The organism is Klebsiella sp. HMSC09D12 (assembly GCF_001808475.1).
Classification (GTDB): Bacteria; Pseudomonadota; Gammaproteobacteria; order Enterobacterales; family Enterobacteriaceae; genus Klebsiella; species Klebsiella oxytoca.
The window spans coordinates 149,986-167,524 of the sequence record NZ_KV793500.1 but is presented as its reverse complement, the minus strand read 5'-3'; the positions used below and the strand labels follow the sequence as shown (position 1 = coordinate 167,524).

Below are 17,539 nucleotides of genomic sequence, written 5' to 3'. Positions count from 1 at the left end.
TGCCAATACCAGTATAAGCAGGAACTGGTACCCGTTTAATTTATCGGTGATGCTACGGCCATCCGCTGAATGACGCAATGGAGAGATCCGATGAATTCGTCTGCTGTTTCACCCGGCCGCGCCGGTTTATTCCTTCTGTTGACCGGCCAGATGCTGCCGCTGATCGATACCTCGATCGCCAACGTCGCGCTGGACTCCATCACCCAATCGCTGAACGCCAGCGCCACCCAGCTGGAGCTGATTGTCGCGCTGTACGGCGTCGCCTTTGCCGTCTGCCTGGCGATGGGCAGCAAACTTGGCGATAACTATGGCCGCCGCCGTCTGTTTATGTGGGGCGTGGCGATTTTTGGCGTCGCCTCCCTGCTGTGCGGAATGGCAAACTCTATCACCACGCTGCTGGCGGCGCGCACGGTCCAGGGCGCCGGCGCGGCGCTAATCGTGCCGCAGATCCTCGCCACGCTGCATATCACCCTCAAAGGCAACGCCCACGCCCGGGCCATCAGCCTGTACGGCGGCATTGGCGGTATCGCCTTTATCGTCGGTCAGATGGGCGGCGGCTGGCTGGTCTCGGCGGATATCGCCGGTTTAGGCTGGCGGAATGCCTTCTTTATTAATGTGCCGATCTGCCTGCTGGTGCTGGTCTTTAGTTCGCGATACGTCCCGGAGACCCGGCGCGAAGCGCATTCGCGCATCGACTGGCAGGGCACCTTCAGCCTTGCGCTGATCCTCTGCTGCCTGCTGTTTCCGATGGCGCTGGGGCCGGAGCTGCACTGGCCGTGGACGCTGCAGCTGATGTTAGCTGCGGTGCTGCCGCTGCTGGTCTGGATGCGGGCCAGCGCGCTGAGCAAACAGCTGCGCGGCGAGCAGCCGCTATTGCCGCCTCGCCTGCTGAAGCTCACCAGCATTCGCTTTGGCATGGCCATCGCCCTGCTCTTTTTCAGCGCCTGGTCCGGATTTATGTTCTGTATGGCGTTGACCATGCAGGCCGGTCTGGGAATGGCGCCGTGGCAGTCCGGGAATAGCTTTATCGCGCTCGGCGTGGCCTACTTCATCTCCGCGCTGTACGCGCCGAAGCTGATTGCCCGCTACAGCATGGGACGCATTTTGCTGACTGGCCTGTCGGTGCAGATTATCGGCCTGCTGCTGCTGTGCGCGACCTTTTATCGCCTCGCTACCCACACCAGCACCCTCGCGCTGGTCCCCTCCACGGCGCTTATCGGCTACGGGCAGGCGCTGATCGTGAATAGCTTTTATCGCATCGGGATGCGCGACATCAGCGCTTCTGACGCCGGGGCCGGGAGCGCGATTCTCAGCACCCTGCAGCAGGCGACGCTGGGCCTGGGCCCGGCAATTCTCGGGTCGCTATTCTTAACTCTCGCCCAGCGCAGCGGCGGCGACTATCCCCGGGCGCTGATCGATTTCCTGGCGGTGGAAGTGGTGATGATGCTGGTGCTGGGCGCCATCGCGCTGTGGCTACGCCGTCACCTTAACGTCCGTCCGGCGGTAGCGACGCCATAATTCACATCGGCGTAACCTGCGATTTGCATAATAGACATCCAGCGGTCATCATAACCGCTGGATGTAAAGGAGACGTTATGCAGGAATTAATATCGCACATCGCCGCATTAGGCATCAAAATTACCCCCACCACCTCACTCATTATTATCTTCGGCATTATTTTTCTGACGGCGATTGTCGTTCACCTTATTCTGCACAAAGTGGTGCTGCGCACCTTCGAAAAGCGGGCGCAGGCCAGCAGCCACCTATGGTTGCAAATTATTACCCAGAACAAATTATTTCATCGTCTGGCCTTCACCCTGCAGGGGATTATCGTCAACGTGCAGGCGGTGCTATGGCTGCAAAAAGGCAGCGAGGCGGCGGAAATACTCACTACCTGCGCGCAGCTGTGGGTGATGATCTACGCGATGCTGTCCTTCTTTTCGCTGCTGGACGTGGTGTTCAATTTATCGCAGAAATTCGCCACCGCTTCTCAGCTGCCGCTTAAAGGGATATTTCAGGGAATTAAGCTGGTCTGCGCGATTATTGTCGGCATTCTGGTTATCTCCTTACTGATTGGCCAGTCGCCGGCGATTCTGATTAGCGGCCTCGGCGCGATGGCCGCGGTACTGATGCTGGTGTTTAAAGACCCCATTCTTGGCCTGGTGGCAGGTATTCAGCTCTCCGCCAACGATATGCTCAAGCTCGGCGACTGGCTGGAGATGCCGAAATATGGCGCCGACGGCGCGGTGATCGACATCGGCCTGACCACGGTGAAGGTGCGCAACTGGGATAATACCATCACCACTATTCCCACCTGGTCGCTGGTTTCCGACTCGTTTAAAAACTGGAGCGGTATGTCGGCATCCGGCGGTCGCCGGATTAAGCGCAGCCTGAATATCGATACCACCAGCATTCATTTTCTCGATGAACAGGAGCAGCAGCGCTTAATTCAGGCCCGGCTGCTGAAGCCGTATATGGATTCGCGTCATCAGGAAATTAGCCTGTGGAACCAGCAGAACGCCACCGACCAGTCGGTGCTAAACCAGCGCAAAATGACCAATATCGGCACCTTCCGCGCTTATTTGCAGGAGTATTTACGCAACCATTCGCGCATCCGTAAGGACATGACGCTGATGGTGCGCCAGCTGGCTCCGGACGCCAGCGGCCTGCCGATTGAGATTTACTGCTTCACCAACACCGTGGTGTGGGCGGAGTATGAGAGCATTCAGGCGGATATTTTCGACCACGTTTTTGCCGTGGTTGATGAGTTCGGCCTGCGTATTCACCAGTCCCCCACCGGCAACGATATTCGTTCGCTGGCGGGCGCGGTATCCGGGTAAAACTCAGGTGCTGGCGCGGGAAATGACGCGCCAGTCCATCATCACCCGCTCGACCGCAGCGTCGGGATTATCGATTCTCTTCATCAGCAGCGTCACGGCGGTACGGCCAATCTCGCGCGAAGGCTGTTCCACGGTGGTCAACTGCGGCGATACCACTTCGGCCAGTTCGGTACCATCAAAACCGATTACCGCAATATCTTCCGGCACCCGCAATCCGGCCTGAGCGATAGCCCGCAGCGCGCCCGCCGCCAGCGAATCTGAGACCGCAAATACCGCATCCGGTTTCTCTTTCTGCGCCAGCAGCGTTTCCATCGCCCGGGTACCGGCGGCGGCGCTCAGGTCGCTGGCGTAAGTGACCTGTTGATACGCCAGTTCGCGAACGTGCAGCACGCTTTTGTAGCCGCGCTCGCGCAGGCGCGAGTAGCGATAGCTGAGATCGTGGTTGATTAAGGCAATGCGGTTTCGCCCGCCGTCAACCAGCCGGGAAACGGCGCCCTGCGCCGCGTCGACATCGTTGATGCCGACGCAGGAGATGCTGCCGTTATCGGCATATTCCGCACACTGTACCCAGGGCGCGTCGCCGATCATGGTGGTCAGTTCCGGCAGGCTGGAGAGCGCGTTCATGGTGATGATGCCGTCGACCATTTTGCCGGAGAGCAGCTGCAGGCCAGAAGTAGAACGGGCCAAATCCGAGCCGGAATTACACAGCAGGATCCGGTAGCCGTTCTTTTCCGCCTCTTCTTCAATACCCTTGACCACCTCGGCGCAAAAGGGGTTAGCGATATTAGAGACCATCACCAGAATCATATTGCTGCGGGCCGTTCGCAGCTGGCGGGCCAGCAGATTAGGCTGGTAGTTACTCTCTTTGATCGCCTGCAGCACACGTTCGCGATTCTTCGCTTTAACGGTATCGCTGTTATTCAATACCCGCGATACCGTCGCCACCGAGACGCCCGCCAGGCGAGCGATTTTCTGAATTGACATAGAGGCTGCACTTCCCGCATAGACGTTATATTTCGCAGGCTATCATAAATGAGCGCCGCCCGCGCCGTCAGCAGGTTTTGCGAGAATTGACGGGATTGATTAGCACGCTAAGGCCGTTATCATGATGGCCCAGGCGTTGTTTCGCGAGAAGCGAAACGAACGCGGGTCGTTGAACACTATCGGTATATAACTGGGGTATCTCTTGAACACCATAAAAAATATTCACATCGCGGCGGCAACGATCGTCGACGGTCAAGGACGCTGTCTTTTAGTACGCAAACGAGGGACTGAGTACTTTATGCAGCCCGGTGGAAAGCCTGAAATCGGGGAAACCCCGGAAGCGGCGCTGATCCGCGAGCTCAAAGAGGAGCTCAACTTTAGCGTTTCACCTGAAGAACTGGTTCCGGTCGGCCGTTTCACCGATACGGCGGCAAACGAGCCGGGCCATACGGTCTCTGCGGATATCTTTCAGATAGCCACCAACAGAGCGAACTTTACGCCGACGGCCGAAATAGAAGAAGTTATCTGGTATACGCCAGGTCAGGATCGGCATATTAAGCTTGCTCCTCTTACCGAGAATCACCTGCTTCCTCTGCTGAAAGGGGCGTAAGCTCGCCGGACACCGCGAAAGAGTTAGCTCATTTGTCTGCAAGTCAAAATCCACGCTGCCATCGTCCCGGTGGCGCTACGGCGGCTTCCAGACAAAGCCAGTTCAGGCTGAAGCGCCCCATTTCACCGAGAAGCATTGCCCGCTTCTTCCGGTGAAGATTTAGCACATCCTTCTGATTTACTTCCCTGCAAACTGCGACGTGTTTTAGCGCTTAAAAACGCCCGGTTTTGTACGCCAGATCATATTTCGCCAGACAATCCTTTCCCCCATAATCCAAAATATCGCAACTTTCCCTTACAAAAATTAGGCCATTACAGAACAAACCCCACAAAATAAAACAAAATAAAAACACAAAATTAACAAACAGCGATGAGATAGCATTTTTTTTGACCTTTTGTGCTGTTTTTTTTTAACCAATCCTCGCCCATTCAGCGAGAAAATTCCTGGTCGCAATGGATAATTCTTAAAGAGCGATCGACATAAAATACTGCACCTTAAGATTTTTCTTATTTATTAGAGTGGGTTAGTATAAATCCAGACATTTTCTGGACTTAAGAATTTACACATTTTTCATCTGTATAACTCTCCAGAAATTAAAGTTGTCACAATTATTAACTAGCCATAATATAGCCACATCATTGAACGATAGGGTAAGACAATATAGGGAAATAAATCGACATATGCTTCCTCAGAAATATGAGAAGGTATACTGCATAAGCTGTCAGTATCAGTGCGAAATCTATCCCCGACCTACGATAAAATCGATTAATTGCATTGAAACTCACTATTGCGTATGGCCTGATAAAAATATCTATTTAAAAAATGGTGTGCATTGTTTTTTAATTAACAAGCATTACAACTTCTCTGATTCTGGCTTTATTTTTGTTGATTTTTCTCGCTACAACATCAGATTATTCACCAATGATAAATGGATTGAATATCTGATCAAGACAGGGCTGCGGGTAGTTTTGATTGCCGACAGATTAGCGCAACCGCTGGCGCTGTACTGGAAACACCGCTGTCAGCAGATAATTTCGATTATCAATACCAGCGATACCCGAGATGAGATTGAAAAGAAAATACAGCTTTCGTTTCTCGGTCAAAGAGATGCTCGAGGCTACCGTCAAAAACTCAGCGATCAAGAGGTATTGGTACTCGACCTTTTACTCGCAGAGAAGTCGGTTAAAGAGATAGCAAAAGAATTGCAGATGGCAGAAAAGAGAATCTACGCAATCAAGCTCAGCTTGCAGAATAAGATGGGAGGCAGAGGGAAGTTAAACATTATTCTATCTGGATAAAAAAATTATCAGTATTTACAGCAATAACTCCATAAATGGAACTAACTTAATTATTCTCAGGAAATTTAAAATGAAAAAAATCGTATTAGCGGGTGTTGTGGCTGCGGCTCTTATCTCTACCAATGCAATGGCTAACGTGACCACTTCCGCCACTGCCAGCTGGGATGCTAGCGCAACTAAAGACACCACCAGCGCGCTGGTTGTCACTCCGCTGAAATCCCTGAACTTCCAGTACGCTGAAGGGATTAAAGCGTTTAACGCCCAGAAAGGCGCTTTTGACATCACCATCCAGGGCCAGTCTGGCGCGACTGACTTCACGCTGACCTCTCAAATCGTCAGCAACACCCTGAGCCGTACCACTGACGCCTCTACTCTGGCCGTTGGTGTGAGCTGGAACGGCAACGCGCTGAACAAAACCACGCCGGTAACGATGATTGATGCGGGCAACAACATCTCCGCAGGTCTGGATGCGCTGGCAGTCGCCACCGCCTTCGCAGGCGCCGATCGCGTCAGCACCCAGGGTAACTTCGATTTCACTATCGACTCCGCGACTTCTGACGGCAGCACCGCCGCTGAGTTCAAAGATTTAACCGACGGTTACTGGAGCGGCGACGTTCGCGTTCAGTTCAACGCGGAATGGACTATCTAATCAGGTGTAGCCAACACCTGTCCGGTATGACAAGGAGGCTTTGGCCTCCTTATAAGGATGCGCCATGAAACTGAATCCATTATTACTCTCTCTCTTCTTATTCACCGTGACGCCCTCCTCCCATGCAATAAATGTCGGAGACGTCACCTCAATAATGGGGCCGGATGCCTCGACGCTGGCAAAAGAAATCATTAATACCACCGATACGGCGCGTTACGTTAGCGTCAACGTGGAGCGTATCTCATCGCCGATGGCCGGCGGCAAGGTTATCCCGATGGCGAGCAGATCGGAATTATTGTCAACGCCAGCCAGTCTGATATTACCCGGAAATGCGAAAGAGAACTTTCGTTTTTTTTACAAAGGGCCACAGGATAATCAGGAGCGTTATTACCGCATATCCTGGACCGATGAGCCGGTGACCGAGTTTGAAGCCAGTAAAAAGAAAAAACAGGGTGAGGCAACGACCTCTGCCATTATTGGTACCATTCTGGTGGTCGCGCCGCGCGAAGAAAGATTCGACTATCGTCGAGATAATGACACGGTAACCAATACCGGTAACGCTTCATTCCGCGTTATCTCCTACGGACCCTGTCGTGATAAAGCGAAGGATGAGGGGCAAGGCTGTCGTGAACGCTATTATGTCATGCCTGGTATCAGCGTAAAAATAAAGCATACCGATCTCACCAACAAAAAAACGCGAATTGGAATATGGCACGGTGAGCAATATATAAATGTAAACTGAGTAATATTATGGATAATCTTGGTTATGTCAAAGGGACGTTGTTCGCTGGGTTATTAATTACGGTAAACCAGGGTTGGGCAGCTAATGCTACAGCGCCAGTCAAAGTCAGTAACTATGTTATTCCTTCGGTATTTGCTAACGCGTTATATCAGGGCATGTCGGTCCCTGTTTTTATTCGTTATGAAGGCGATAATAGTACCCAACGCAGCCAGCAAAAAATCGCTGATGCCATCCTTACCATCAAGGATAATGAGTTTCGCCTGAATCAGATCACCCTCAGCGATCTCCCTGAGCGAACTGAATTATCACCGCAGATAAAATCGCTGATTAACGAGATGCAGGACAAAAGCATCGGCGACGGTCAGCGCGTTTATATCAACAAAGACGCCTCGCTTTCACTCGATACGCGTTCCTTTTATCTTGAGCTGACGGTTAACCGGGCAGCCATGCAGGCCGCTATTTTGCCGCGTACCAACATGCTTGGGGAATCCACTGCTCAGAATCTCTCGAGCGTGCTGAATTACTCGATGGGGAGCTATTACAATAAATATGAGAATGCCGATAACGCCAGCAGCTATCTGACGCTGGACAATACCTGGTCGCTGCGCGAGCACCATCTGAACTTTAACGGTTCCCTCTACGGTATAGGTACCAGCAACCAGCAGAGCAAATTGTATCGCTCGATGTACGAACGTGACTATCAGGGACGCCGCTTCGCCATGGGGATGGTGGATACCTGGAATCTGCAATCGATCGCCAGCATGAGCGCCCTGAACTCCAGCCGCATTTACGGCATCAGCTATGGCAATAAAAGCAGTTCACAAACGCAGGACAACACGCTTGCCCTGGTGCCCGTAACGGTGTTCCTCCCGGCCGCCGGTGAAGTGCACGTGTACCGTGACGGTAAACTGCTCAGCATTCAAAACTTCTCGATGGGCAGCTACGAGCTCGATACGTCGCGCCTGCCGTTTGGTATCTACAACGTTGATATACAGGTGGTCGTTAACGGGCGCGTGGTCAGCAGCCGGACGGCGAACATCAATAAAACGTTCGCTCGAAAATCCAGCGTTACCGGCGATCTCTCATGGCAAACCTTCGCGGGCAGCCTCGAATACAACAAGATGGACTATCGCCACAACTACAACATCAATTATGGCACACGGAATACGTGGATTGCCGGGGTCGCCGCTGCAACCAGCCAACCCTGGCTTTCCGGCGTGAATCTGAAAACCACGCTCTACGGTTTTGACAATAACGGTGTCAATGAAACGGAAGCGAACGTGATTTTCAACAACGCGTTCAGCTTTAACCAGCAGGGGCTGCTCGCTACCGACGGCAGCTGGCAGAGTACCTCCACCTTCAACATGAGTTTACCGGACGGGTATGGCAACCTGTGGGGGTCGCGCCAGTACAGTTCCATCGGTAACGCGCTACCGATGCAGCAAAACGACTATGTGACCGTCGGCGCCAACGCTAACCTGCGCAAAATTGCGCCGTTCCTCGGTACGCTGAGCGTCAGCCGCACCAATAATAAATATACCGGAAGCACCTATACCAACGTCGATTACGATCAATCCTTGTTAGCTAATCGCTACGCAACCGTCACGCTACGCGCCGGTATTCAGAACTATCAGTACAACAACCATGAAAATCTGCGCGATAAGTACGTCAATATTGATGTCTCTATCCCCTTCTCCATCTGGCTCAGCACCGGAGTGTCCAGCCAGAACGGAAACATGCTGGCGAACGCCACGCTGCGCAAAAGCTTTGACAACCGCGCCATTACCCAGGTGGGGGCGTCGGTTTCGAAACAGATTAAACAGAATAAAAATGACGATAGTCGCTATCGTTCCGACGATTACGCCGCCAATGGTTACGTCAGCTATGACACCAAATATAACGCTGGCACCGTCTCCGTCAGCCGCTCATCGCAGCACAGTTCAAACTACAGCCTGAGTTCGCAGGGCAGCGTGGCCTGGACGCAAAAAAATATCTATGCAGGAAAAGGTACCCAAACCGCAGGCCTGGTGGTGAATACCAATTTCAGCGGCAAGGGCCGGATGATGGCGCAGATCAACGGCCAGAACTACCCGCTGACCGGCAAAAGCAATTTCATCAGTCTTCCGCCCTACGCGGAATATAAGGTGGAGCTGATGAACGACAAAAATTCGGAAGACAGCGTCGACATCGTTAACGGTCGTCGTAACAAAGTGGTGCTCTACCCCGGCAACGTCAGCGTGATTAACCCGGAAGTCAAACAGCTGGTCACCGTCTTTGGCCGGGTGAAAGATCGCCGCGGCGGATACTACGCCAACGCCGATATTCATAACCACATTGGTAAAACGCGCACCGACGAACTCGGTGAGTTCGCCATGGACGTCGATAAGCGCTTCCCGGTGATCACCCTGGTGGATAAATTCGGCGGCATCTGCGAAGTGGATCTGGATCTGACAGAGGCGAAAGGCGCCGTATGGGTCGGTGAGATCCCTTGTGAGATCCAACAACAAACGGCATCAGTGACTGGAGATGTTAAGAATGTCTATTAAACCCCAGGCCATCATGCTGCTGGCCGGCTGGCTACTGGCCGCGCCGGCTATGGCGCTCACCGCAAGCAGCAGCGGGAGCGGCAGCAACACCTATATGTTTATCGACAATGATGTCGATGACGAATATTTCATCACCACCAGCTCCCTAGACCCGCGCTTCACCGGAGCCAACGTCTGGACAAAATATCCGACTAACCAGCGTAGTCTGGGATATATAACCTATGTAGGCTGGGCTTACGCCAACCGCTACTTCGACCTGTGGATCGAGAATTCGCCCATTAACCAGCCGTTTCTCGGGATCCGTTGCATGTCTACGGGCGCAAACTGCCCGGCGTCTGGCTATATTACTCCCGATGTCATCGATAAAGACGGCTTCTATCACGCGATGTCCGGCAACACCGTAGCAAACGGTTACTACGGTGCGGGAGCGCTAAGCCAGTCGGCCTATGAGTATTTTCGCGATCGGCCGGTGGGGACCATCGATTCTTTGCAGCTTAATCTTTGCTACATGAATACCAATACCGATTATGACTTTGCCTCCGGCGTTCGCTGTAAAGATCTCCCCAGCGGGGGAACATGGCGCTACTACACGTTCAACCTCGAAAAGGTCTCGCATCTGAAGTTAAACAGCACCGGTGCTCTGGCAGAAGTGTGGATTGCCAGCGATGGCACGCCAAGCGTCAACCTCGGCTCGGATTTGTGTCAAATGGGTGTGGTCGGGAGCGCTTCGGGGATCATCTGTAAAATGGTGTCTTACAATTTTCAGGAGACTAAAACTCTCACCACCTTACTTGATTTCCGGATGGTGATTGACACGGCGATGCTGGGATTTTCTCCTTCTACGTCTGACGTAAAGTACAGCGGTGATGGGGCAAGCTGGACCAATTTTGGTACGGTCAGCACCTATAACAAGGTTTTCAAACCGTCAGGCGAGTACGTGTACGTATTCCTGTCCAACGCCTTTTTTCAAAAAGTCCTCAAGGCAGGAACGGATTTAACCAACAAGGATGCTCTGTTTACCTTCTATTTTGATAACTCCGTCACCCCACAATCGGGTTATTATCAGTTCACGCCATCAACATTAATTAACATCATCCCCCGGGAATACGGCATCAGCATTGTCGCCAGCGACGGGCGTTCGCATCCACAAGCATCCGGCAAGATTGGTAGCGAAGAGCCCATCACCTTTGAATATAAAGTCACCACCTCCGCGTCGCGTCAGGCCGACAGTATTACCGCCCAGGTGATTGGCGACTCCGTCAACATGTATGGTTTGCCGTTCTGCCTGTTTACCTCAGCGGACGAGACGCTAAAAGTGCCGGTCCCGGCCTACCTCGAATGGACATCCGCTACCGGTAAAGCGGTAAAAGTCCGCAACAGCTGCGGCGAAGATCCTGTCGATATGACCAACGCCGTTTGGGTACAGACGGCCTGGAACGCCAACGTCAACGATGGTTTCTTTTTTACCACCACGCTGAAACTGCTGTTTCCGATGGATGACCCACATTCACAATTCACCACCAATGGTCATGACTGGATGGGGACCGTCAGCGCCACCGGCGATGTAAAAGTGACCGCCACGTGGATTGGCGTCGAGCGGGGGGGATGATGAAAAATATCCTTGTCATCGGATTATGCGGGCTGTGTATTCAGCCCGCTTCCGCGGTGTACTTTGACTCTATTATCTATGATATGGATGGCAGTAAAGATTTTATCTCCCGGCCAATAGTCAATGATACAAAAAACAACAATTTGTATACCATATCGGCTTATAAAATCTCCCGTCCGGGCAACGGAGATGAAAGACCCGTTCCAGGCCAGGATAAAGACCTGGTCTGGTCGCCGCTGCAGTTCATCGTGCAGGCCAATGGCCAGGAATATTTTAAACTCTATTACCGTGGGCCTAAAGATGACGTTGAGCGCTATTATCGGGTGATCTTTAAGGAGACGCCCGTCACAGTTTTCCCCTGGCGTCAGGTTCAGAAAAAGCTGAATATAGTCCCTTCGGTATCGATGAGTACGATTCTCATCGTGCGCCCGCGTAAGACGCGATTCCAGTATGAAATTAATGAAGCCACAGGCACCATTAAAAATACTGGCAATACCTATTTTAGAGTCATTCTGCAGAAAGGCTGCAATGGTGACGATGAAAGTTCAACGCAATTTTATATGCTGCCTGGGGAGAGCTGGACAGGCCCCGAGGCGAAGAATAGCAACAGGAAATATATTGTCGCATTAGGCCGCTATCATCAGTTAGGCAAGGGCTGTTTTATGAATTCGCCAGGCTAACCGCCGCTAATCCAGAGCGGGGATATTATGCCTGAAGCGCAGCTCGCGCAGGCGATTGAGTCCGCCGAACTTCTTGCATAAAGAGTATTGAAAGCGGTAGACGCTGCGGGTATCGCACGCCATGATGCGGGCGATATCCTGACTGGAGTACCCGTCCGCCAGCAAGCGCAGCGTCTTCATTTCATGCTCCGTCAGCGACGGTGTGCGCCGGCAGCGAAGATTTCGCCCCAGCATGATGCGTTTTATTTTTTTGATTAAGCTGCTTAAGCTATCGTTGACTTCCACCACCGACCATAATAACCCGGAGCGCAACATCCAAAAATTAGCCATGGGCAGCATGCTCTTATCCGCGAGTAAAATAACTTTCAGCCCGGTCTCCTGCAGTTTTTCAGCCCACTCCTCATGCAGAAAATACAAAATATTGTCGAGGGAGAAATCCACCACCACCATTCCTTCAGGCAGAAAACAGGTAATTTCACGGAAAACCAAATCATTAACCGCTCGCTTAAAATAATAGTTTTTATCTGGCCATACAGAAAATTTCCTCTCTCCGCAAAGGGATCGCTCCATTTTATCTTCCGCTTCAATAGGGCAGTTTAAACCACACGCCATACATTTAATCTCATGGTCACCTGCCGGCATTACGCTTACCTCTTGAGTGGCTAAAAATATTTTCCAAAAGATACATATGGAATATCAAACATACTATAAACAAAAATCCCTGCCGCTATTATATTTACTATAAATATAGAAAACAAAAGACTAATTTATACTTCCAGACCGCAAGGAAAATAACGTTAACAGATCCTATTAAATATTTTAATAGAATCTCCATATAATTTAACTATATCATATAATATATATCAAAACATATCTGACCTGATTCCCTTAGTCGAAGCGAGCATAATATTTTTTTGTGACTTAATTTATCATCACGCAATACATAAAACTCGCAGGCTATCATCATTCTTTGGTTCTTGTGGGCAATGACCCCTTCACCGCCGCCGGGAATGTCTCCGCCAGCCAGTCGATAAATACGCGCAGCCGGGATGTGACATGGCGATTCTGCGCATAAACCACATGAAAGGGATAAGGAGCCGGACGCCATTTATTCAATATTTCCACCAGTAATCCGTTCGCCAGCGCATTTCTCAGCGAATATGAGAAGGTCTGAACAATCCCCAGCCCAGCCTCCGCTGCCGCAATATGCGTGTTGCTCTCATTTACGCCAAGGTGATGTTCCGTTTTGATCTCTTGCGCGATGCCGTTAGCCAGAAAGCGGAACGGGAAGGCTCTTCCGCTGGCGGGAGATAAATAGCTGACCAGCCGATGTCCGTTCTTCAACTCATCGGGATACGCGGGAACACCATAAAGCCTGAAATAGTCCGGCGTGGCGCAGGTCACGATCGTCGCTTCGCCGATTTTGCGCGCGATTAGGGTCGAGTCGTCCAGCGGACCTCCTCTGATCGCGCAGTCGATATTGCCGCTGATAAGGTCCGAGGGGCTGTCGGCAACCGCCAGGTCGATACGAATATCCGGATAGGTTGCCATAAAATCAGCCAACAGCGGGATCAGCACGTCGCGAGCGGTGGAGCCGCCTACCGCGACGCGCAGATGCCCTTTTGGTTTATTGCGGGCAGCGCGAAATGAGGCATCCACCTCATCCAGTTCTTTCAGAATCCGCACCGCTTTTTCATAGTATTCACGCCCTTCCGGCGTGACGGTAATGCGTCGGGTCGTGCGTTGCAGCAGGCACACGCCAAGATGCGATTCAAGCTGTTGAATCGCTTTACTCAGGGTGGCATTGGGCATATTCAGGGAGTCTGCGGCCCGGGTAAAACTGTTGGCTTCGACAACGCGCGTAAAAACTTTAAGGGCTGAAAACCGATCCATTATTCATTTTTCCTGATAATAGCCGCTGATTATTCACCAGTGTGAAGAGTGTTTTTCACATTACTCCGTTTTTTGCATCCGTGGCTGACGGTAGAGTGACTCCCGTACTCAGTCGCCAGGTGGTCACGGTAAGTGGATGACTCAATTGGCATATTCATACTTTAGTTAAGGAAGTGCACCATGAGTAAAAAACTTTCGGCAAAAATCGCGTTAGTCACCGGCGGCACCTCGGGTATCGGCCTGGCATCAGCCCGGGAGCTGGCCTCGCAGGGAGCGACGGTCTATATCACCGGTCGCCGTCAGGAAGAGCTTGATGCGGCGGTCGCGTTAATCGGTCCCGCCGCCAGCGGGATCCGCGCCGATGCCTCGATATTAAGCGACCTCGATAGGGTGTTTTCGACCATTGCCAGTGAATCAGGGCGACTGGATGTGCTTTTTGCCAATGCGGGCGGCGGCGATATGATGCCGCTGGGCGCCATAACGGAAGAGCACTTCGATCGCATTTTCGCTACCAACGTGCGCGGCGTGCTGTTCACCGTCCAGAAGTCCTTGCCGCTGTTGACCCAGGGGGCTTCCATCATCCTCACCGGCTCGACCGCGGCGGTGAAAGGCACCGCGAACTTCAGCGTGTACAGCGCCAGTAAGGCCGCCGTGCGTAACCTGGCCCGCTCATGGGCGCTGGACCTGAAGGCGCGCGGTATCCGCGTGAATGTGGTCAGCCCGGGGCCCGTCCGTACGCCCGGCCTGGGAGGACTTGTCGCGGAAGAGCAGCGCCAGGGACTCTTTGATATGCTGGCCGCCGACGTCCCGCTGGGCCGCATTGGCGAGCCCGAGGAGGTCGCTAAAACCGTCGCTTTTCTGGCGTCAGACGACGCGAGCTTTATTAACGCCGCTGAAATCTACGTTGATGGCGGGCTGGCGCAGATCTAAAAAATGCTGCCTGAAGACCCTTGGATTCATGGGTCTTCAGGTGCTACCGTACATCTATAATTAGCCGTTTTGTTCTGTAGCCGAATGATCGGTGTACCTGTTCTAATAATTATGGATGATGATATCAATGAAACTTCAAATAGCGCTTATCGCGCTCGGCTGTTCGCTCACCGCCCTTTCCGGTTGTACCTCCTCAAAATCTTCACCGGAACGCCACGCTTACTATTTTGTCTCACACCGCAACGATTTCGTCGGCGGTAACTTCGCCACTAACCGTCAGGAAAACTACCGCTTAAATCTGCCGACCTTTACCGAAATCTATGCCCGTGGCCAGCAGGACAAAAAATCGGGAATGAGCGAAAGCGATGCCCGTCGTACCGCCGACGCTATCAGGCAGCAGGTGGCTGAGGGCACAAAAACCCAGCACGCGTTCACCGGTAACGCCAGCGATAAATGGGACAACGAAATGGAAAATAAGGATGCCGTATTGTTCGGTAACGAACTGGCCGGGACGTATCTTGATGGCTATTTTGGCGTGAAATAACACAGCGGGTGCGCGAAATGCGCACCGCGCCTTCTGCTATCTTTCCACCTTCACCCAGCGCTGCTGCTGATGGCTTTTCACTATCGCCGCAATGATGTACATCACGTCCGCCCCCTCGTAGAACGAAGCGAAACGCCGCGACGATGCCGGCGGCATTCGACCGGCGCGCACCGCCTGATAAAAGCTCAGCATCATATTTTTAAACGCATCGGGCCAGCCTTCATTATGCCCGCCGGGGAAATGGGCGCTGGCGGCGGCCTCGCCGAGCATCAGGCTCGGATCGTCGCTGAGCAGTTGGTTTGGCCGCTGGCGATGACCAATCCACAGCCGCTGCGGCACCTCCTGATCCCAGGCCAGCGAACAGCGGCTGCCGCCGATCTCCACCGTCAGGCCGTTTTTTCTCCCGGCGCTGACCTGCGAAACGATAAAGCTCCCCTTGCTGCCATCGTCGAAGCGAAACAGGACCGACCCCAAATCTTCGGTATCGACGGGCCGCGCTTCATACGCGGTACCATCGCGATGCTGGCTGAACGTCGCGTCGCCGGCCACGGGCACCTGGCGCGTCGGCCAGACGATAGACAGATCCGCCATCACCTCCACAATGCGTCGGCCGGTCATAAACTGCACCGTATCGCACCAGTGGGAACCAATGTCGGCCATCGCCCGCGAGGCCCCGCCCTGCGCCGAATCCACGCGCCAGTTATAGTCACTCTCCAGCAGCATCCAGTCCTGCAAATAGCTGCCGTGCGCCGCAAACAGCCTCCCGACGTCGCCGTTGCGCATCATCGCCGCCGCCTGCTGCACCATGGCAAACTGGCGATACACAAAGCTGACCCCATGAACCACCCCGGCGCTTTCCGCCAGCGCCACCAGCTCGCGGGCCTCCTCGGTGGTCATGCAGAGCGGTTTCTCTGAAAAAACGTGCAGACCGGCGGAGAGGATTTGTCGGTTAATCCGCGCATGCAGGTGGTTCGGCGTACAGTTATGCACCACCTGCAATCCGGGATGCGCCAGCAGCGCCTCGACGCTACCGTAGGCGTGCGCCACATTGAGCTGGCGCGCCTTCTGCTGCGCCACTTCCAGTGAACCGTCGCACAATGCCACCACCTCGATATCGCCTACCCGACGCAGCGCTTCCAGATGCACCGGCCCGATAAACCCGGAGCCAATAATGCCGACCTGAATCATTCTCCTCCCTCCTTGCCTGCGGCAAAATCATCAAACGCCCGCCCGGAGACCGGGATGATATGGCGGCGGATAAACTCGCTGCCTTCGCGCGCGCCAACCTCCGCATCCTTCAGGCAGCACTCCCACTCCAGCACCGCCCAGCCGTCAAAATCATACTCGGTGAGTTTGCTGAAAATCGTTTTGAAATCGATCTGTCCGTCACCCAGCGAACGAAAACGCCCCGCCCGTTGCTGCCAGTTCTGATAGCCGCCGTAGACACCGCTGCGCCCGCTGCGGCGGAATTCGGCATCTTTGACGTGAAACGCTTTGATCCGCGAATGATAGATATCGATGTAACCCAGGTAGTCCATCTGCTGAAGATGTAGATGGCTGGGGTCATAGAGCATATTGCAGCGCGGATGGTTATCGACCCGCTGCAGGAAACGCTCAAATGTCACGCCATCATGCAGGTCTTCGCCGGGATGGATTTCGTAGCAGACATCCACGCCCTGCTCGTCAAAAACGTCCAGCAGCGGCCGCCAGCGCCGGGCCAGTTCATCGAAGGCCTCATCAAGAAGCGGCTGATTATGCGGCGGCCACGGATAAAAATAAGGCCACGCCAGCGCGCCGGAAAAGGTGGCGTGCGCCTTCAGCCCCAGACGCGCCGAGGCCACCGCCGCCTGGCGCACTTTCTCGACCGCCCACTGCTGGCGCGCCTGCGGGTTACCGCGCAGCGCGGCGGGCGCAAACGCGTCAAAGGCCTTATTATAAGCCGGATGGACGGCCACCAGCTGTCCCTCAAGATGAGTGGACAGCTCGCTGATCGCCAGGCCCTGTTCCGCCAGTATGCCGCTCACCTCATCGCAGTAGCTCTGACTTGCGGCGGCGCGTTCAACGTCGAAAATCGCCGGATGGTTGCAGGGGATCTGCAATGCCTGATAGCCCAAACCTGCGGCCCACTGCGCCACGCCCTCCAGGGTATTAAACGGCGCCTGCGGGCCGATAAACTGCGCCAGAAAAATGCCCGGTCCTTTAATGGTTTTCATA

At 53.4% G+C, this 17,539-nt stretch carries 15 protein-coding genes and 1 pseudogene; 11 read left to right on the top strand and 5 right to left on the bottom strand.

Annotated elements, in window-relative coordinates:
* The first annotated feature begins 90 nt into the window (after positions 1-90).
* The gene (locus HMPREF3178_RS21560; protein WP_017146409.1) at positions 91-1,518 is read left to right on the top strand and encodes an MFS transporter; all 1,428 of its coding nucleotides are present in this window, start codon (positions 91-93) and stop codon (positions 1,516-1,518) included.
* 77 nt (positions 1,519-1,595) lie between these two features.
* Positions 1,596-2,840 carry a mechanosensitive ion channel family protein gene (locus HMPREF3178_RS21555; RefSeq protein ID WP_004099968.1) on the top strand — a complete coding sequence of 415 codons (1,245 nt, stop codon included), beginning with the start codon at positions 1,596-1,598 and terminating at the stop codon, positions 2,838-2,840.
* Positions 2,841-2,843: 3 nt separating this feature from the next.
* Here the strand turns inward: HMPREF3178_RS21555 and HMPREF3178_RS21550 are convergent, their stop codons facing one another.
* Complete coding sequence (locus HMPREF3178_RS21550) at positions 2,844-3,824, bottom strand: LacI family DNA-binding transcriptional regulator (protein ID WP_070585499.1); 981 nt, start codon at positions 3,822-3,824, stop codon at positions 2,844-2,846.
* A 211-nt stretch (positions 3,825-4,035) separates the two neighbouring features.
* Between HMPREF3178_RS21550 and HMPREF3178_RS21545 the strand changes: the two genes are divergently transcribed.
* The 7 genes from HMPREF3178_RS21545 (at position 4,036) to HMPREF3178_RS21515 (ending at position 11,958) form a co-directional block, all read left to right on the top strand.
* The gene (locus tag HMPREF3178_RS21545; protein ID WP_029496859.1) at positions 4,036-4,434 is read left to right on the top strand and encodes an NUDIX hydrolase; all 399 of its coding nucleotides are present in this window, start codon (positions 4,036-4,038) and stop codon (positions 4,432-4,434) included.
* Between the two features lie 680 nt (positions 4,435-5,114).
* Entirely contained in the window at positions 5,115-5,732 is a 618-nt protein-coding gene (locus tag HMPREF3178_RS21540; RefSeq protein WP_017146411.1) for a LuxR C-terminal-related transcriptional regulator, read from the top strand.
* Between the two features lie 70 nt (positions 5,733-5,802).
* Positions 5,803-6,381 (top strand): common pilus major fimbrillin subunit EcpA, encoded by a 579-nt coding sequence (gene ecpA, locus HMPREF3178_RS21535; RefSeq protein WP_017146412.1) that lies wholly within the window; start codon positions 5,803-5,805, stop codon positions 6,379-6,381.
* Between the two features lie 64 nt (positions 6,382-6,445).
* The gene (locus HMPREF3178_RS21530) at positions 6,446-7,123 is read left to right on the top strand and encodes an EcpB family pilus assembly chaperone (protein WP_017146413.1); all 678 of its coding nucleotides are present in this window, start codon (positions 6,446-6,448) and stop codon (positions 7,121-7,123) included.
* 8 nt (positions 7,124-7,131) lie between these two features.
* Positions 7,132-9,669 carry a TcfC E-set like domain-containing protein gene (locus HMPREF3178_RS21525; RefSeq protein ID WP_017146414.1) on the top strand — a complete coding sequence of 846 codons (2,538 nt, stop codon included), beginning with the start codon at positions 7,132-7,134 and terminating at the stop codon, positions 9,667-9,669.
* Positions 9,659-11,278: a hypothetical protein gene (locus HMPREF3178_RS21520; RefSeq protein ID WP_017146415.1), complete on the top strand. Its 1,620-nt coding sequence runs from the start codon at positions 9,659-9,661 to the stop codon at positions 11,276-11,278. The genes HMPREF3178_RS21525 and HMPREF3178_RS21520 overlap by 11 nt, the downstream gene beginning before the upstream one ends.
* Complete coding sequence (locus tag HMPREF3178_RS21515; protein WP_024273880.1) at positions 11,275-11,958, top strand: fimbrial biogenesis chaperone; 684 nt, start codon at positions 11,275-11,277, stop codon at positions 11,956-11,958. Before HMPREF3178_RS21520 ends, HMPREF3178_RS21515 begins: the two co-directional genes overlap by 4 nt.
* Before the next feature lie 6 nt (positions 11,959-11,964).
* Here the strand turns inward: HMPREF3178_RS21515 and HMPREF3178_RS21510 are convergent.
* Positions 11,965-12,662 (bottom strand): annotated as a pseudogene (locus HMPREF3178_RS21510) (helix-turn-helix transcriptional regulator).
* 259 nt (positions 12,663-12,921) lie between these two features.
* Positions 12,922-13,851, bottom strand: coding sequence for a LysR family transcriptional regulator (locus HMPREF3178_RS21505; RefSeq protein ID WP_016809118.1), 930 nt, complete (start codon positions 13,849-13,851; stop codon positions 12,922-12,924).
* A 180-nt stretch (positions 13,852-14,031) separates the two neighbouring features.
* On the opposite strand from HMPREF3178_RS21505, the gene HMPREF3178_RS21500 reads away from it, so the two are divergent.
* A complete protein-coding gene (locus tag HMPREF3178_RS21500) occupies positions 14,032-14,781 on the top strand; it encodes an SDR family NAD(P)-dependent oxidoreductase (protein ID WP_004099957.1) in 750 nt (249 codons plus the stop codon).
* Positions 14,782-14,908: 127 nt separating this feature from the next.
* Positions 14,909-15,325, top strand: a complete 417-nt coding sequence (locus tag HMPREF3178_RS21495) for an Exc2 family lipoprotein (protein WP_004099955.1) — start codon at positions 14,909-14,911, stop codon at positions 15,323-15,325.
* Positions 15,326-15,361: 36 nt separating this feature from the next.
* On the opposite strand, the gene HMPREF3178_RS21490 is transcribed toward HMPREF3178_RS21495, so the two are convergent.
* Entirely contained in the window at positions 15,362-16,513 is a 1,152-nt protein-coding gene (locus HMPREF3178_RS21490; RefSeq protein WP_017146418.1) for a Gfo/Idh/MocA family protein, read from the bottom strand.
* Positions 16,510-17,538, bottom strand: a complete 1,029-nt coding sequence (locus HMPREF3178_RS21485) for a sugar phosphate isomerase/epimerase family protein (protein ID WP_017146419.1) — start codon at positions 17,536-17,538, stop codon at positions 16,510-16,512. Before HMPREF3178_RS21485 ends, HMPREF3178_RS21490 begins: the two co-directional genes overlap by 4 nt.
* Position 17,539 lies beyond the last annotated feature (1 nt).

Bases quoted from the DNA above. Each gene is read 5' to 3' on its own strand.
- HMPREF3178_RS21560 (WP_017146409.1), top strand. From the start codon at position 91: ATGAATTCGTCTGCTGTTTCACCCGGCCGCGCCGGTTTATTCCTTCTG.
- HMPREF3178_RS21555 (WP_004099968.1), top strand. From the start codon at position 1,596: ATGCAGGAATTAATATCGCACATCGCCGCATTAGGCATCAAAATTACC.
- HMPREF3178_RS21550 (WP_070585499.1), bottom strand. From the start codon at position 3,824: ATGTCAATTCAGAAAATCGCTCGCCTGGCGGGCGTCTCGGTGGCGACG.
- HMPREF3178_RS21540 (WP_017146411.1), top strand. From the start codon at position 5,115: ATGCTTCCTCAGAAATATGAGAAGGTATACTGCATAAGCTGTCAGTAT.
- ecpA (WP_017146412.1), top strand. From the start codon at position 5,803: ATGAAAAAAATCGTATTAGCGGGTGTTGTGGCTGCGGCTCTTATCTCT.
- HMPREF3178_RS21530 (WP_017146413.1), top strand. From the start codon at position 6,446: ATGAAACTGAATCCATTATTACTCTCTCTCTTCTTATTCACCGTGACG.
- HMPREF3178_RS21525 (WP_017146414.1), top strand. From the start codon at position 7,132: ATGGATAATCTTGGTTATGTCAAAGGGACGTTGTTCGCTGGGTTATTA.
- HMPREF3178_RS21520 (WP_017146415.1), top strand. From the start codon at position 9,659: ATGTCTATTAAACCCCAGGCCATCATGCTGCTGGCCGGCTGGCTACTG.
- HMPREF3178_RS21515 (WP_024273880.1), top strand. From the start codon at position 11,275: ATGATGAAAAATATCCTTGTCATCGGATTATGCGGGCTGTGTATTCAG.
- HMPREF3178_RS21505 (WP_016809118.1), bottom strand. From the start codon at position 13,851: ATGGATCGGTTTTCAGCCCTTAAAGTTTTTACGCGCGTTGTCGAAGCC.
- HMPREF3178_RS21500 (WP_004099957.1), top strand. From the start codon at position 14,032: ATGAGTAAAAAACTTTCGGCAAAAATCGCGTTAGTCACCGGCGGCACC.
- HMPREF3178_RS21495 (WP_004099955.1), top strand. From the start codon at position 14,909: ATGAAACTTCAAATAGCGCTTATCGCGCTCGGCTGTTCGCTCACCGCC.
- HMPREF3178_RS21490 (WP_017146418.1), bottom strand. From the start codon at position 16,513: ATGATTCAGGTCGGCATTATTGGCTCCGGGTTTATCGGGCCGGTGCAT.
- HMPREF3178_RS21485 (WP_017146419.1), bottom strand. From the start codon at position 17,538: ATGAAAACCATTAAAGGACCGGGCATTTTTCTGGCGCAGTTTATCGGC.